Annotated in this window: 11 protein-coding genes and 5 tRNA genes; 7 read left to right on the top strand and 9 right to left on the bottom strand. The window is 68.1% G+C overall.

Features of this window, described 5'->3' with window-relative positions; translation table 11 throughout:
* Positions 1–46 precede the first annotated feature (46 nt).
* Positions 47–2,038, bottom strand: a complete 1,992-nt coding sequence (gene thrS, locus ABYF38_RS01030) for a threonine--tRNA ligase (protein WP_371152278.1) — start codon at positions 2,036–2,038, stop codon at positions 47–49.
* Between the two features lie 1,044 nt (positions 2,039–3,082).
* Here thrS and ABYF38_RS01035 point away from each other — a divergent pair.
* The 4 genes from ABYF38_RS01035 to ABYF38_RS01050 are packed head-to-tail and all read left to right on the top strand — an operon-like array spanning position 3,083 to position 6,225.
* A complete protein-coding gene (locus ABYF38_RS01035) occupies positions 3,083–3,922 on the top strand; it encodes an ATP-binding cassette domain-containing protein (protein ID WP_371152279.1) in 840 nt (279 codons plus the stop codon).
* The gene (locus ABYF38_RS01040; protein ID WP_371152280.1) at positions 3,919–4,572 is read left to right on the top strand and encodes an ABC transporter permease; all 654 of its coding nucleotides are present in this window, start codon (positions 3,919–3,921) and stop codon (positions 4,570–4,572) included. Before ABYF38_RS01035 ends, ABYF38_RS01040 begins: the two co-directional genes overlap by 4 nt.
* On the top strand, positions 4,569–5,309 hold the full coding sequence (locus ABYF38_RS01045; protein ID WP_371152281.1) for an ABC transporter permease: 741 nt from the start codon (positions 4,569–4,571) through the stop codon (positions 5,307–5,309). The genes ABYF38_RS01040 and ABYF38_RS01045 overlap by 4 nt, the downstream gene beginning before the upstream one ends.
* 16 nt (positions 5,310–5,325) lie before the next feature.
* Entirely contained in the window at positions 5,326–6,225 is a 900-nt protein-coding gene (locus ABYF38_RS01050; protein WP_371152282.1) for an ABC transporter substrate-binding protein, read from the top strand.
* Positions 6,226–6,368: 143 nt separating this feature from the next.
* Here the strand turns inward: ABYF38_RS01050 and ABYF38_RS01055 are convergent, their stop codons facing one another.
* The 3 genes from ABYF38_RS01055 to ABYF38_RS01065 form a co-directional block, all read right to left on the bottom strand.
* Positions 6,369–8,069 (bottom strand): DUF5979 domain-containing protein, encoded by a 1,701-nt coding sequence (locus ABYF38_RS01055; RefSeq protein WP_371152283.1) that lies wholly within the window; start codon positions 8,067–8,069, stop codon positions 6,369–6,371.
* A 351-nt stretch (positions 8,070–8,420) separates the two neighbouring features.
* Positions 8,421–8,492, bottom strand: a tRNA-Val gene (locus ABYF38_RS01060).
* 1 nt (position 8,493) lies between these two features.
* Positions 8,494–8,566: transfer RNA gene (locus ABYF38_RS01065), tRNA-Gly, on the bottom strand.
* A gap of 252 nt (positions 8,567–8,818) precedes the next feature.
* On the opposite strand from ABYF38_RS01065, the gene ABYF38_RS01070 reads away from it, so the two are divergent.
* Positions 8,819–9,451, top strand: a complete 633-nt coding sequence (locus tag ABYF38_RS01070) for a class I SAM-dependent methyltransferase (protein WP_371152284.1) — start codon at positions 8,819–8,821, stop codon at positions 9,449–9,451.
* A 216-nt stretch (positions 9,452–9,667) separates the two neighbouring features.
* Here ABYF38_RS01070 and ABYF38_RS01075 read toward each other — a convergent pair whose 3' ends face one another.
* From ABYF38_RS01075 to ABYF38_RS01085, 3 genes are all read right to left on the bottom strand, one after another.
* A complete protein-coding gene (locus tag ABYF38_RS01075) occupies positions 9,668–10,783 on the bottom strand; it encodes an IS1249 family transposase (RefSeq protein WP_371151736.1) in 1,116 nt (371 codons plus the stop codon).
* A 312-nt stretch (positions 10,784–11,095) separates the two neighbouring features.
* Positions 11,096–11,166: transfer RNA gene (locus ABYF38_RS01080), tRNA-Cys, on the bottom strand.
* Between the two features lie 18 nt (positions 11,167–11,184).
* A tRNA-Gly gene (locus tag ABYF38_RS01085) sits at positions 11,185–11,260 on the bottom strand.
* Positions 11,261–11,353: 93 nt separating this feature from the next.
* Between ABYF38_RS01085 and ABYF38_RS01090 the strand changes: the two genes are divergently transcribed.
* Positions 11,354–11,428: transfer RNA gene (locus tag ABYF38_RS01090), tRNA-Val, on the top strand.
* A gap of 534 nt (positions 11,429–11,962) precedes the next feature.
* Here ABYF38_RS01090 and ABYF38_RS01095 read toward each other — a convergent pair.
* Positions 11,963–12,991: a lipid II:glycine glycyltransferase FemX gene (locus ABYF38_RS01095; RefSeq protein WP_371152285.1), complete on the bottom strand. Its 1,029-nt coding sequence runs from the start codon at positions 12,989–12,991 to the stop codon at positions 11,963–11,965.
* 354 nt (positions 12,992–13,345) lie between these two features.
* Positions 13,346–14,578 carry a carboxylate--amine ligase gene (locus ABYF38_RS01100; RefSeq protein ID WP_371152286.1) on the bottom strand — a complete coding sequence of 411 codons (1,233 nt, stop codon included), beginning with the start codon at positions 14,576–14,578 and terminating at the stop codon, positions 13,346–13,348.
* A 230-nt stretch (positions 14,579–14,808) separates the two neighbouring features.
* On the opposite strand from ABYF38_RS01100, the gene ABYF38_RS01105 reads away from it, so the two are divergent.
* Entirely contained in the window at positions 14,809–15,363 is a 555-nt protein-coding gene (locus ABYF38_RS01105; RefSeq protein WP_371152287.1) for a DUF3000 family protein, read from the top strand.
* Positions 15,364–15,380 lie beyond the last annotated feature (17 nt).

Genomic DNA, 15,380 nt, shown 5'->3' on the forward strand with positions numbered 1-15,380 from the left:
CCACCGTTGCGGGCGGGGACGGGGAACTGCTCCGGCCGGGTCATGCTCACACGGCCTCTCGCTGGGCCACCGCCTGCACGATCCGCTTGATGGCGTCCTCCACGGCCACGCCGTTCTCCTGCTCTCCGCCCCGGAAGCGGAAGGAGACCGCGCCGGCCTCGGCATCCTCACCACCCGCGATCAGCACGAACGGCACCTTGGACTTCGAGGCGTTGCGGATCTTCTTGCCGAAACGGTCGTCGCTCAGGTCCACCTCCACGCGGATACCGCGCTCGCGCAGGCGGGCGGCGATCTGCTCCATGTAGCCGTAGAACGGCTCGGCCACCGGCACCAGCAGCGCCTGGACCGGGGCCAGCCACGCCGGGAACGCGCCCGCGTAGTGCTCGGTCAGCACACCAAAGAAACGCTCGATGGAACCGAACAGGGCGCGGTGGATCATCACCGGGCGCTGGCGCGAGCCATCCGGGGCGGTGTACTCCAGGTTGAACCGCTCGGGCAGGTTGAAGTCCAGCTGGATCGTGGACATCTGCCAGGTGCGGCCGATCGCGTCCTTGGCCTGCACGGAGATCTTGGGGCCATAGAAGGCGGCGCCCTCCGGGTCCGGCACCAGCTCCAGGCCGGAGGCGGCGGCCACCTCGGCCAGCGTGTTGGTGGCCTCCTCCCAAACGGCGTCGTCACCCACGAACTTCTTCGGGTTCTTGGTGGACAGCTCCAGGTAGAAGTCGTCCAGGCCGTAGTCCTTCAGCAGGCCCAGCACGAACTGCAGCAGCGTGGTCAGCTCGTCCTTCATCTGCTCGCGCGTGCAGTAGATGTGCGCGTCGTCCTGCGTGAAGCCGCGCGCGCGAGTCAGGCCGTGCACCACGCCGGACTTCTCGTAACGGTAAACCGTGCCGAACTCGAACAGCCGCAGCGGCAGCTCCCGGTAGGAGCGGCCCCGCGAGGCGAAGATCAGGTTGTGCATCGGGCAGTTCATGGGCTTGAGGTAGTAGTCGTGGCCCTCGCGCACCACGGTGCCGTCCTCAGCGACCTCGCGGTCCACGCGCATCGCCGGGTACATGCCCTCGGAGTACCAGTCCAGGTGACCCGAGGTCTTGAACAGGTCCGCCTTGGTCACGTGCGGGGTGGAGACAAAGGAGTAGCCGGCCTCCAGGTGGCGGCGGCGGGAGTACTGCTCCATCTCCATCTTCACCAGCGCGCCCTTGGGGTGGAAGACGGGCAGCCCGGAGCCGATCTCCTCCGGGAAGGAGAACAGGTCCAGCTCGGTGCCCAGGCGGCGGTGGTCGCGGCGCTCGGCCTCCGCGATGCGCTCCTGGTAGGCCACCAGGTCCTCCTTAGTAGGCCAGGCGGTGCCGTAGATGCGCTGCAGGCCATCGTTGGCCTGGTCACCCTTCCAGTAGGCGGCGCTCGCCTTGGTCAGGGCAAAGCCCTGCCCCAGCAGCTTCGTGCTCGGCACGTGCGGGCCGCGGCACAGGTCCTTCCAGGCCACCTCGCCGTTGCGGCGCACGTTGTCGTAGATGGTCAGCTCGCCGCCGCCCACCTCCACGGAGGCCCCCTCAGCGCCGGCCCCCTTGGAGCCGATCAGCTCCAGCTTGTAGGGCTGGTCGGCCAGCTCGACGCGGGCCTCCTCCTCGCTCACCACGCGGCGGCAGAAGGTCTGGCCCTCCTTAACGATGCGGGCCATGCGCTTGGAGATCTCCTTCATCAGCTCCGGGGTGACCGCGTCGATGTTGCCGAAGTCGTAGTAGAAGCCGTCGGTGATGTAGGGGCCGATTCCCAGATTGACGTCCGGGAAGAGCTGCTGCACGGCCTGGGCCATCACGTGCGTGGCGGAGTGGCGCAGGATGTCCAGGCCGTCCGGCTCGGTGATGAGGATCGGCTCCACGGCGGCGTCGGCCGGCAGCTCGCGGGACAGGTCCCAGGCCTCCCCGTTGACGCGCATGGCGATGACCTCTGCGCGGTCCTGGAAGAGCTCAGTGCCGGTAGTGCCGGCCGCCAACTGCTGGGAGACGGATTCAACTACTACCGAAATCTCTGCCACGGTGAGCTCCTTGCTTCTGTGTTACGGGCAGGTACATGTTAGCCGCCCTTGGCGCGGCGACCGTCTTGCCGCTGCCGTGGCATGCGCGTGGTGGGCGCTCGTGGGCGGTGGCGGTGGGCGGTGGGCGGTGGGCGGTGGGCGGTGGGCGGTGGTGGTGGCCCGTCGGCGGTGGTGGTGGCCCGTCGGCGCCCGCGCTGGCAGGCCAGCCTGGTCGGCGCCCCGTGGCGGCCGACGCTCCACCCACCACCCGGAATCCGCGCCGGCCCTCCCGCGACTACCCGTGCGGGCCGACGCTCTACCCACCACCCCGAATCCACACCGGCCCTCCCCTGACCTGCCCTTCTTTGACCACCCCTCCCTTGACCAACCCCGAGCGTACAAGCGTGCGCTCGGGGTACATCCGACCGACCGGTGCCACGCCCCCAAGCGGTCACATGTACCCCGTTGCCACATTTGCGAGCTTGGGGGCCAGAGATAGGCGCAGCGACCGCACCAGGAGGCGCCAGCGCCCCGTGACAGCCGCCATGCTTGGCCGCCCGGCCTTGCCGCCCGAGGTGGCCGACGCTCCACCCAGCACCCGGAATCCGCGCCAACCCTCCCCTGACCGGCCCTCCCGTGACCGCCCCCGAGCGCACAAGCGTGCGCTCGGGGTACATCCGACCGACCGGTGCCACGCCCCCAAGCGGTCACATGTACCCCGTTGCCACATTTGCGAGCTTGGGGGCCAGAGATAGGCGCAGCCGCCGCACGAAAAGACGCTCGCGCCCCGTGGCCACCACCCCGAGCGCACAAGCGTGCGCTCGGGGTACATCCGACCGACCGGTGCCACGGCACCAAGCGGTCACATGTACCCCGTTGCCACATTTGCGAGCTTGGGGGCCAGAGATAGACGCAGCCGCCGCGTTAGGAAGCCGCTGGTGGCTTGCGTGCTCGTGGGACCGCAGGCGTGTGGGTTCACGCAAGCGCTGCGAGCCTCAGCGGGAGCTGGTGCTCGCCGTAGGTGTTGGCGTGCGCAAGTAGGCCCGCTGCCCTTAGGCTCGAAGGGTGGCCACTGCACCCGAACTGTCCCTAGCGGCCGCCCCCACGGTCGAGTTCCAGGATCTCGCCGTTTCCTACGGGGGTAGGCCCGTGCTGTCCCAGGTGAACCTGCGCATCGCTGCGGGCAGCCGGGTGGTGCTGCTCGGCCCCTCGGGCAGCGGCAAGACCACGCTGCTCAAGTGCGTCAACCGCCTGGTCAGCCCGGCGGCGGGTCGGGTGTTGGTGGACGGGCAGGACGTCGCCGCGCAGGACCCGGTCAAGCTGCGCCGCCGCATCGGCTACGTGATGCAGGCTGGCGGTCTGTTCCCGCACCGCACGGTGGCCCAGAACATCGCCACGGTTCCGCTGCTGAACGGAATGCCACGCCGCCAGGCAGGCGCCCTGGCGGCCAGGCTCCTGGAGACGGTGGGGCTGGAGGCGGAGCTGGCCGGGCGCTATCCGGGCCAGCTCTCCGGCGGGCAGCAACAGCGGGTGGGCGTGGCCCGTGCTTTGGCCACGCAGGCGGGCTTGTACCTGATGGACGAGCCCTTCGGAGCGGTTGACCCGATCAACCGCCGTGCCCTGCAGCAGGAGGTGCTGCGCCTGCACTCGCAGCTGGGGGCCACGATCCTGTTCGTCACCCACGACGTGGAGGAGGCCCTGCTGCTGGGCCAGCAGATCGTGGTGCTGAACAAGGACGGCCAGATCGCCCAGGTGGGCAGCGCCAAAGAGCTGCTGGAGCGCCCGGCCACGCCGTATGTGGCGGACCTGTTGCGGTCGCAGGAGGCCGACCGCGAGCTGCGCGCGGACGCCTCCGGCGCAGTCTTTGACGCCACCGGGCGCCAGGTTGGGGTCTTACGCCCGTGAAGTGGATAGCCGCCAACACCTCGGTCATGTGGCACTACCTGCAGGTGCACGTGGCGTTGAGCCTGCCGGCGCTGCTGCTGGCCGTGGCGGTGTGCCTGCCGCTGGGCTGGTGGGCTGCCCGCCACCCGCGTTGGGGAAGGCTGGTGACCGAGTTCACGGGCCTGTGGTACGCGATCCCGGCGCTGCCGCTGCTGGTGGCCATCCCCTTGCTTTTCCGCGTCCGGCTGCGCGACCCGCTCACGCTGGTCATCATGCTGACGATCTACGCGATCGCCCTTTTGCTGCGTTCCACCGCCGATGCGTTTGGCAGCGTCGAGCCCGCCCAGCTGGAGGCGGCCCGCGCCACCGGTCACGGCCGTCTGGCCACCTTTTTGCGGGTGGAGCTGCCGCTGGCTTTGCCGGTGGCGCTTGCCGGGGTGCGGGTGGCGGCGATGAGCACGATCGGCCTGACCACGATCGGTGCCCTTGTGGGGATCCCCTCCCTGGGTTCCCTGTTTACCGACGGCTTTCAGCGCGGCATCGCCGGTGAGCTCTGGGCGGGCGTGATCCTCACCTTGGCGTTGGCCGGCGCGGTGGACCTGGCGCTGATCTGGCTGGGCCGCCGACTTGCCCCGTGGCGCCGCGCCACCACCGGGAGGGCCGGGGCGTGAACACACTGAAGTCCGTACTGGCCTGGCTGCTGGAGCCCACCAACTGGTTGGGACCGGCGGGCATCCTGGCCCGATTGGGTGAGCACGTGGTGCTCAGCGTCGCTGTCCTGGCCGTGGTGGTGGCGCTGGCCGTGCCATTGGGGGCGTGGGTGGGTCACACCCGGCGCGGGCAGACGTGGCTGGCGGCCCTGACTAACGTCTCTCGCGCCCTGCCCACGCTGGGACTGGTTTCGCTGTGTGCCCTCTGGCTGGGGATCGGGCTGCGGGCGCCCTTTATCGCGTTGGCCGCGCTGGCGCTGCCCTCGGTGCTGCTGGCCACCGCCGCCGGCACCGCCGCGGTCAGCCCGGTGGTGGTTGAGGCCGCCCGCGCGCTGGGGCACACCCCCTTGCAGGTGTGGTGGCGGGTGGAGCTGCCGCTGTCCCTACCGGTTTTGCTGGGTGGCATTCGCAACGCCGCCCTGCAAGTGGTGGCCACCGCTACGATCGCGGCCTACGTGGCCGACGTCGGCCTCGGACGCTTCATTTTCACCGGCCTGAAGACCCACGACTACGCCCAGATGGCCGGTGGCTCGCTGCTGCTGATCGCCCTGGCCCTGGTGACGGGCGCGGTCCTCTCCTTGCTGTCCTGGCCGGTCTCCCGCTGGGCCGGCGCGGCCGCCAGGGCGGGCAAGGCCGACGCGGCCCGCCCAGCCTCGGCGCAGCGCCCAGCCACGCCGGGGCGTCGGGCAGACGTATGAACGGAAGGTTGCAGGTATGAGCAGGCTGCGGGCGCTGGTGTTTGCCACCGCATTGAGCGTGGGCCTGGGCGGTTGCGCCCTGGCGGACCCGCTGGCGCCCGTGCCGGATGACTCGGACGCGATCGTGGTGGGCTCCCAGGATTACTACTCAAACGAGATCGTGGCGGAGATCTGGGCGCAGAGCCTGGAGGGGGCGGGCTTCACCGTGCGGCGCGAGTTCCGCATCGGCCAGCGGGAGGTGTACCTGCCGGAGGTGGAGGCGGGGGCGATCGAGCTGTTCCCGGAGTACAACGGGCCGCTGCTGCAGGCCTGGGATCCGGCCACCACCGCGCGCACCCCGGCAGAGGTCGAGGCGCAGCTGCGCCTGCAACTGCCGGCCGGGCTGCGGCTGCTGCCTGCCGCTCCCGCAGCCGACCAGGACTCCTACGTGGTCACCACGGAGTTGGCGCGCGCCCACGGCTTGGAGCAGATCGCTGACCTGGCGCGGCTGCCTGCCCCGGTGACGCTGGGGGCCAACTCTGAGGCGGTGGCGCGCCCGCACGGACCTGCCGGGCTGGCGCGCACCTACGGCGTGGAGGCAACCCTGACCCCGATCGAGGACTCCGGCGGCCCGCTCACGCTCAAGGCTTTGCGCGACGGCGACATCCAGGTGGCCGTGCTGTACACCGCCAATCCGGCCCTAGCGGACCCGACCCTCACCACCCTGGCCGATCCGAAGGGGCTGTTCCTGGCGGCCAACGTGGTTCCCCTGGCACGCCACGACCTGCCTGAGCAGGCCGTGGCCGTGATCAACGCCGTGAACGAGCGCCTGACCACTGCGGAGCTGTTGGAGCTCAACAAGCGCAGCGTGGACACGCAGGCCCCCGCCGCGCAGATAGCGGAGCAGTGGCTTGCCCAACAGGGCCTAGCGCCCTAGGCGCCTCGCCCCAGCCACCTCGACCCAGCCGCCTCGACCCAGTCACCTCGACCCAGCCACCGTTGCCCGGAATACGAGGCGGGGGCTCGCGCCACCGGCGCGAGCCCCCTACCTGTGTGCCTGCGGTCAGGGACCGCTCAGGCTCACTTGGACCTGTTTCGGCGCACCAGGATGAGCAGCACACCGCCGGCCAGCAGCGCAACAGCGATGCTGCCCACCACGATCGCGTCGCTTCCGGTGCGGGCCAGGCTGGTGCCCTTCGCGAACTTCCCGTCCTTGCCCTTTGGGTGGCTAGAGGCGCTCACGCCGGGGGAAGCCGTGGCCGTCTCGCTCGGCTTGACCGTGGCCGTCTCGCTCGGCTTGACCGTGGCCGTCTCGCTCGGCTTGACCGTGGCCGTCTCGCTCGGTGTCGCCGAGGGCTGAGGCACGATGTCCTTGTACTCGTTGACGATCTCCGCGATCACAGTTTCTCCGGCCACGACCGTCACTGTCGGCATCTTGGGCTGGATCAGCGTGTAGCCGGGGATCTGCGCGTCGTCCAGATCTTCTGTGAGCGTGCACTGCATCCCCGCCGGGACGGGGATCCGAATGTGCAGCAGCCCAGGAGGCATACGCACGCTGGCGGAGAGGTCCCCACACTTCAGTTTGACAAGGAAATCCCTCGCTCTCGTGCTGGGACCGCCCAGGACGGTCTTCTTTAGCTGTACAAAGCCGTACTGGTTGGTGAACGTGTTTTCAAATTCCACCAGTGTGGTCTTGCCCGCCTCAATCGTCACGGTCTGCGGCGGCGGCGGTACGGCCAGAAAGCCGTCGACCGGTTTGGTGAAGAACTCCTTAACCACACACTTGGTGCCGGCCGGGAGGTTGTAGCCCACCGGCACGGGAACCCCGTCCCCCTTAACCTCGACTTCAAGGACGACCTGCCCGCACACCACCGCGAATCCGTATTCGGCATTGACGGCCCCCGCCGGGCCACCAGAGACGGTCTTCTTCACCTCCAGCGTGCCAAACTGGTCGGTGTACTTGTTCGTGAAGGTAACAACCGGCGTCTCGCCCGCCTTGATGACTAGGGATTGCTGGCCGGTGAATTCAACGGCATAGCCCGGAAGTTGGGCCTTGTCCTCCCACTCCCACACCCAGCAGTTGGAGCCGACCGGGAAGCTGCCACCGATGCCTACCGGCACCCCATCGCCCTTCACCTTGTTCTGGTTCCAATACTTAGTCTCGCCCCCCGGCGTGTTGCAGACCGCGCCGATCTTGAAGTTGTGGGTCGCGGCCGATGCCGGCCCGCCCTCCACCACCACCTTCACCTGGAAGGTACTCTCCTCCGGGGTGTTGAGTGCAACTGCCGGTGGCGCCTGCTCGGCAGGGGCGCTCACCTGCGCGGTTACCTCCGCCTGAGCGCTCGGCTTCTCAGAGGCGGAGGGGGAGATCGCCGGGGCATCCTCCGCGACCGTTGCCTCATCCGTGGCTTGTGGAATGCTGGGCGTCAGCGTGCTGCTGCCACCCTCCGCAGCTGCGGCTTCCCCAGCAGCAGGCTCCTCCGAGGCAGCAGACTCAAGGGCCTCGGCCGCGCTCTCGCTCGCCGCTACGTCAGCGACACCGGTAGCCGAGCCTTCACCGCCACCAGCGCCCATCTCCTTGCTGCTCTCGGGAAGCGCGGTGAGCTCGGCCTCAGCCGGGGCCAGAGTCCCCTGCGCCCCCGGCGCGTCATCTAGCTCAGCGGCGTTGGCGGTCATGCCAACGGCAGCGGCACCGGCTAGCGCCACCGCTGCGGTCGCTGCCAGGGCTGTGAGCTTTTGCGCCCACGGCAACCCCGTCACTCCAAAATTTCCCGGCCTCATGTTCCGTCTCCTCATCGGCGTAGCCCACACCAAACACCAAATATGTGTGAGTTAGGCCAATCGTAACCTTGATCTGTACGCCGTAGGGTGAACCCGCCCTCCTTGGCTGGCGCGATTCCACGAGGCGTGATCGACGCTGCCCCTGCGGACGACCGAAGCTCGTGGACAAAAGGCGCGGCAGGGTGCGGTTTGCCCCAGAACCGGGCGCGTCAGCCGCTGCAGAAAGAACGTGTCCGGACGGGAATTCGCCGCGCGTTTTGGGATTCTCCGGCGCTTTGCCCACAACCGGTTCTGCTCAGTCTTTGCCTGGATATAGCAAAAGAGCGACGCCCTCTTGCGTCGCTCTCACCGTGGGCGATACTGGGTTCGAACCAGTGACCTCTTCCGTGTCAAGGAAGCGCGCTACCACTGCGCCAATCGCCCGAGCGGATGACGGGACTCGAACCCGCGACCCTCACCTTGGCAAGGTGATGCTCTACCAACTGAGCTACATCCGCGTTTGTTACCTCGTCGGCAACGAGAAGAAACCTTAACAGCACCTCGGCCGAAAAACGAAATCGAACGGGTGTGACGCTCGCCCCACCCTGCGCTGGGGCGCCACCTCTACCCGCCGCCAAGGACAGAAATCGGCGCGATTTCACGGCATGGCACGTGGACGACGTCGGCCACCCGCCCCACTTCGCCCTGCCGCCGCCACGCGCAGAGGGCAGAATCGGGCCAACAGGTAGCCACTTCCACGGGAGCTGAACATGGCAAATTGGGACGAACGTTACGCAGAGGCGATCCGCAGCGGGCGCAGGCTCTTTCCCGCCCACGCCTCGCTGGGGGTGGTGGCGGCCCTGGACATGCTGGAAAAGCTATCGCCCGCGCCGGCCGGGGCTCCCACCGCGATCGACGTGGGGGCCGGGGAGGGGCGCCACGCGCGCGAGCTGACCGGGCGGGGATACGTGGTGACGGCGCTGGAGGGCTCTGCGGTCGCGGTCGAGGCGGCACTGGGCAGGCCGGAGCCGGGCATCTCGTGGGTGGCCGGCGACGCGGGCCACTGGCGCCCCGCCGCCGCAGTGGACCTGGTGCTGGCCGCCTACCTGCACTCCCCCGACTTCCACGTCTCCTCGGTCCTGGGCAACATGACCACCTGGCTGCGGCCGGGCGGGCAGCTAGTGCTGGTGGGTCACGCTGTGCGAAACCTCACTCGCGACGTGCCCGGACCCAAGAATCCCGCGATGCTGTGGGAGCCCACCCAACTGGCCGGAGAGCTGGCCCGGCTGGGCTACCGGATCGACTTCGCCGGCCACATTGACCGGGTCAAGGTGCGCCCCAAGCGCTCCCGCGCCCGCCAGGACGTCTCCAGCGACGCGGTGGTGCTGGCCACACTGCGCTAAGCGGGCCACCGCCGGCCAGGCCGCGCCACCGGAATGCTGCCCCGCCGGCGCACTACTCGCCGGCACCTAGGACCGTCGGCACCGAGCCCGCTCAGCCACGCCGAGCGGCGCTGGGCCGCGCCGAGCCAAGCCGATGGGCTCCGACGGACTCCGACGGACTCCAACGAGCCCCGGGTTATAGGACAAAATGTGTTGCTCTGGGGTGGGTGGGGTTGCTTAGTCCCAGTCGTTGTGGTATGGGGTTGTGTGGTGGAGTTCTCTCCAGGTAATCGCGTCTCCCCAGCGGGGCAGGAAGTCATCGGGTTTGGCGTGGAGAGCAGCGGCTTGGTAAGCGGCCTCGATCTGGGCGTCGGTGGGCATGGTCTTAAGGATCTTGGCTGCCGGTAGCGGGGCTTCGGTGTGCATGTAGCACCACCAAAAGATCGCTTTGATCCGCCTGGTTAGCCCCAGGCCGCGGTGATCGCGCAGCATCTGACGCAACGGGGCGTTAGTTGCTCCTTCGATCTGGTTGTTCATCGCGGGCATCACCGTTTCCCAGCCCGGGTCGAGAAAACTGAACAACACTCCTGCCCGCAACAGGCGGTTGAGACTGTTGCGCGCCTTGACTAAGGGCGCGTGGGTGAAGAACTGCTTGCCGTCTGGCCCGGTGGTCTTCTCGTTTAGAAATCCCTGCCAACGTGTGGTCCAGGCTTGATAGGCCTGGACCCAGCCCAAGGCCTGGTCACGGGTGTGTAGACGGATCAGGTCGAGTCCGAGAGCGTAGAGCTGGCGGGAGGCTTCCAGCTTGGGACGGGTGGTGGTAGCGGTCTTGATCAGCCCAAAAACGTGGAAAGTACAGCGCTGGACCATAGTGTCTGGCCAGTGCTGTCTGCGGGCCTTTTCAAAACCACTGCCCCCGTCAGTGACCACCATCTGTGGTGGGGCGATCCTGGCTAAGAGCGCTGCCCAGGCCCGGGAGTTTTCGTTGCGGGCCACGTACCAGCCCAGCACGTGGTGCCTACTGCGGGCAATCAAGACCACTGCTTTGCGTCCCAGATGGATACCGTCAACGAAGATGACTTCGTGGACCTCGTCCACGATCGGGGACAAGGGCCACAGACACCAAAACTGTTGGCAGTGGCGCCGAAAGGTCCTACCAGCGCCAGGCATGTCGACCTGACGGCCCGCACCCAACAACCAGGCCAAGAAAGCCTGTAACTGTTTGGCGCTTGAGTCAATATGGCCAACCCGGGAGACGTTACAGCTACGACAACGCCACCGCTGGGCCCCGCCACGGGTCTTGCCATGCCGGGTCATCACCGCCGCACACAGTGGGCATTTGGGAGTGTTCATCCCTCAAAACTGCCCCCGCCAACTTCAACACCGCCAATCCGTTGCAAACACAACGAAAACCAGGCCCGAGAGCAACACATTCTGTCCGACCTTGAAGTTGACCCACCCCAACTTCAAACCCCACTTTGCCCAACAAACACAACGAAAACCAAGCCCCAAAGCAACACATTTTGTCCTATAGCCCCGAGCCCCGGGCGTGAGCCTGCGCCCCTGCCCGTGCAGCGCGGGCACCCGCGCGCTCTGCGCGGCAGGCCCAGGCGCATGGGAGCGGAAACGAAAAAAACACCCCGCCGGGGTGCTAGTGACTCTGAGAGGTGGGTACGGGATTCGAACCCGTGTATACGGCTTTGCAGGCCGCTGCCTCGCCTCTCGGCCAACCCACCGTGAAGGCTTGGCCTTCGTGGAGCGGATGACGGGACTCGAACCCGCGACCCTCACCTTGGCAAGGTGATGCTCTACCAACTGAGCTACATCCGCAACGTCTTGCGACTCGAGAACTGTAGACCACCTCCCGGGCAAAACGCAAATTTTGCGTTCGCCGCGCACCTCATGTAATGTTCCATCCCGCAAGGGCGATTGGCGCAGTGGTAGCGCGCTTCGTTCACACCGAAGAGGTCACTGGTTCGAACCCAGTATCGCCCACCAGCAAGGCTAAGGCCGGATCCCACGGGATCCGGCCTTTTGCTTTCCCCACCGCACCTGCCGCGCATGCGCGTAGGGAGTGTCGGCTATCCAGGCGCGCCCGCAGGCTTCGCAACGTCTCCCGCGCAGGCGCGTAAGGGTTAGCGGCAGAAATGTGCGTACAGGCTCGACGTGTTCGGGGTTGGTTTCGTGGCTTCTGCCTGCCCATTCCGCATCGTTTGCGGTTACCGCCTTCGGGGCCGTAGTGGGTGCCTGACCGCCCTTTGACTCGCCGAAACTTGTCCAAACCCCACGAGACTTGTCCTTAGCGGGGTGTCTATGGACAAGGCCCGGCGCGGTTTGACAAGTTTCGGCGGGGGAACCGGGTGACACGGCCCCCGCCCGGGGCTGGCGGGCCGGGCGCCCAACCGCGTGGTTAGGCGGCGAGCCCTGCCGTGCACCGACTAACCGCGCACCCAACCGCGCGGGGCAAGAGACGGCGGCGGGCGGGAACCCCGCCCGTTCCCGCCCGCCGCCTTGCCTCTCGCGCTCCTGGGGCTACCCGCGCAGCGCCCGCTTCATGCGCAGCGCCCCGGCCAGGGCCCTGTAGAGCACCGGACGCACCGGGACGTCCCAGGCCGCGTCCACGTCGGTGGGGGCTAGGGCGAACTTGCGCTTGTAGCGCCCCACCCCGTAGAGCTCGGGCGTGGTGGGAGAGTCGATGCCCATCAGGTCGAAGCTCTCCACGCCCTCGGCGGCCAGCGTGCGGGCCACGTGCCAGTCCAGGGCGTCGGGCCCCAAGACCTCGCGTGCCTCGGTCAGGGAGGCGCCGAAGAAGGCCACGGCCTGCTTGTCGTGCACCAGCACCAGGTCCCAGCACAGGAGCTTGCCCTCGCGCCGCACCCCAAAGAGGCGCGCCACGTCCTGGCCCATCCCCTCCAGCATGGCCCAGTAGTAGCTCTCCGGGTGGGGGCTAAAGCCGTCGCGCCGCGCCGTTTCGCGCAGCACGGCGTAATACTCGCCGAACGCCTCGCGGCTGAGCCCGGTGTCCTCGCAGAACTCCGCCCCGCCCTCGTCGATTCGTTTGAGCGCCCGGCGGATGGACCTCTTGCCGTCGGTGGTCATTGTGGCAAGGATCTCTTCTTCGCTGCGGGGGGCCAGCGGGATCTTCACGGTGCGGTCGTAGGTGATGATCTGCAGCGGCCGCAGGGTGTCTGGCCCGCGGTAGCGGGCGTGCAGCCGCAGGAACACGGCTTTCTTGTGGTGGGCACGCACGTAGGCCACCAGAGCGGCACGGATCGCCTCCTCGCGCGCCGGCGACTGCTCCTTGACGTAGATCGGGCCCGACCGTGCCCACAGGTAGGTGGCGCCGCGCAGCTTGTATTCGGCCAGGTAGACGAACGCCACCGGCTTGCCATCCTCGTCCACGCGCAGCCGCTTCCAGGGCTGGCGGCCCTCCAGGCGGGCGTCCAGGGCCTCCCACGCCGCCGACTGGTCCACCGGGATCGGCCGCACCCCCGCCAACGCCACCTTGAATTCTTGGGCGGTTAGCTCCGTCACGGTCATTGCGCTGTCTGCTGCCTGCACAACCTCACCTCTCTTTGGCGCCCGCTTCGAGCGTCTGATTCATTGACTCACGCTTGGCCGCCCGGTTCAAGCACGCCCGCGATCGTTTCCCTTTCACCGACGACGCCCCGCCCGCCGCTCCCCCACTCCGGCCCCGCTTCGCGCCGGTGGCAACCGGGCACCGGCCCACCCGGTACTTCCACTCCCCCGGGACACCGGGCCGAGCGGCGGCGCGTGCGGGCCAAACGGGTCCCGCCGGCGCTAGTGCCAGGCGGGCGGAACGTCGTCCCTCCCCACCGGCCGTAAAACCCGGCCGGCAGGCGACCGGCCCAGCGCTACCGGGCGGCAGGCGGGGCGTCGGACAGCAAAGGCCGCTCAGAAGGAAGACTGCGTGGGCTTGGGGTAGTAGCGCGCGAACTTGCGGAAGTGGTTCAGGCGCTGGGCCTCCACCACCAGGCGGCGGCGCAGGCCACGGTCGGCCTTGTACCGCAACGGATCCACCACTCGCCCGGCACGCGCCAGGCCCGCCACCTCGCGGCGCAGGGCGGCAGAAACCAGGTAACGCTTCAGCAGCGCCAGCGGCACCAGCGAGTAGAGCACCTCGCGCGTCACCGTGCGCGGGGAAACCGACTCGCCGTTGACCAGGTCCGCCACCATCACCGACATCGGGTTATGGCCCGCCGCCGTCATGTAGTAAGAATTGCGGCCGATGCGCGGATTGACCTCAAAGAAGTAGGCCGTACCGTCGCGCGGGTCGATCTTCACATCGAAGTTCGCAAAGCCGCGATAACCGGTGGCCTGCAGGAACCGCTTGGCGTCCTCCCACAGCTCCGGCAACACCTTTGTGATCATCGCCACGGGATTGCCCACCATGGTCGGGGCGTGGTCCTCCAGCAGCACACGCGCGCTGCCCAGCAGCGTCACCTCGCCCGTGGAATCCACGTAGGCCGTGATCGAACGCATCGCGGTGTTATCGCCCGGAATGAGCTCCTGCACCAGGAAGTCATCCCGGAAGCCGGCGCGGCGCAGCGAGCCCCACAGCTCGGCCAGCTCCTCCGGGGAGGTGAAGAAATAGATCTTGCGCTTGCCCGGGAAATCCACGGCGTCGTAGGGCGCGCCCTTAGCGGTCTTGGCCACCACCGGGAAGGTCAGATCCAGGGCCGGGGCCGCCCACTTTCCCTGCGCTGGGTCGGCCAGCGGCACCACCACCGTGCGCGGGGTGCGGATCCCCAGCGAATCGCACACGCGGGCAAACTCCACCTTGTCGCTCACCTGCGCCACCACCTCGGCGGACGGGAAGGGCAGGGCGTAGTGGTCCTCCAACTGGGCGCGGTGCCGGATGATGAAGTCCACGTGGAAGTCCGTGTTCGCCATCAACACGCAGCGGGCGTGCGGGTTGGCCGCGGCCACCTCCAGCAGCGCCGCCAGGGTGTCAGCGTCCGAAGATGACGCCACCGGGTGCACCCGGAAAATCTCCGAGCGCGTGATCAACTCCGTAGGCGCGGGCGCCAGGCACACGCTCTGCACCCCGAACGCCTCGTGGAAAGACCGACCAATGGCGTAGGCCCCGATGTCCCCACCCAGGATCACCGGCTGAATCTGCGTCATTGCTGTCCTACTTCCTTCTAGCCCGGGGGATGCTTAGCCCAAGGAAAAGTAACGCATTTCCCTGCGCTTTTCCTGAGAGCGGCCGGGGGCAGTTCTCGCGGCTGGCTCCCGGGCCGCCGTGCTGCGGGTCTCCGCGCGCCGCCCGGGCCGCCGCCTCCCCACCGGGCGGCTGGGCGAGACCCCGGCGTGCCCTGCCGCGCTAGCAAATGCGCCGGCCTTAGCCTTGGCTTGTGCAGGTACCCCAAGAGTTCGTGGACGCGCTGATGTCCTTGCGTTCAATTGAGGTCCCCAGTTCCATGCAACTGCGGGAGGTGGACGCGCCCACCAAGCTGGCTCCCTTCACCGCCGCCCTGGAGGCCAACACCGTGGAGGAGCGCGACGGCGTACCGCTGTCATCCGGCGTGCTGGTGATCCTGCACGACCCGGCCGGGCACGAGGAATGGGAGGGCGCCTGGCGCCTGGTCGCCACGGTAACCGGCAGCCTGGAGCACGAGATGGCGGACGACCCGTTCCTGGGCGCCGTGGCGTGGTCCTGGCTGTCGCGGCCGCTGGTGGAGGCCGGCGCGCCCGAGCACTTGATCACAGGCACGGTCACGCGCGTCCTGTCTGAGACGTTCGGTGGGCTGCGGCTGCGCGGCGGTAACACCCGGGTGGAGCTGCGCGCTTCCTGGTCCCCCGACTCCACCGACCTCGCCCCCTGCGTGTCCGCCTGGCTGGACGCGGTGCGCGAGGCCGGCGGCATTGCCCCCGATGGAGTTGCTAGTCTTCACCGGTACGCCTCTTAGCAAAGGGATCGTTAACC

Source organism: Buchananella sp. 14KM1171 (assembly GCF_041380365.1).
Classification (GTDB): Bacteria; Actinomycetota; Actinomycetes; order Actinomycetales; family Actinomycetaceae; genus Buchananella; species Buchananella felis.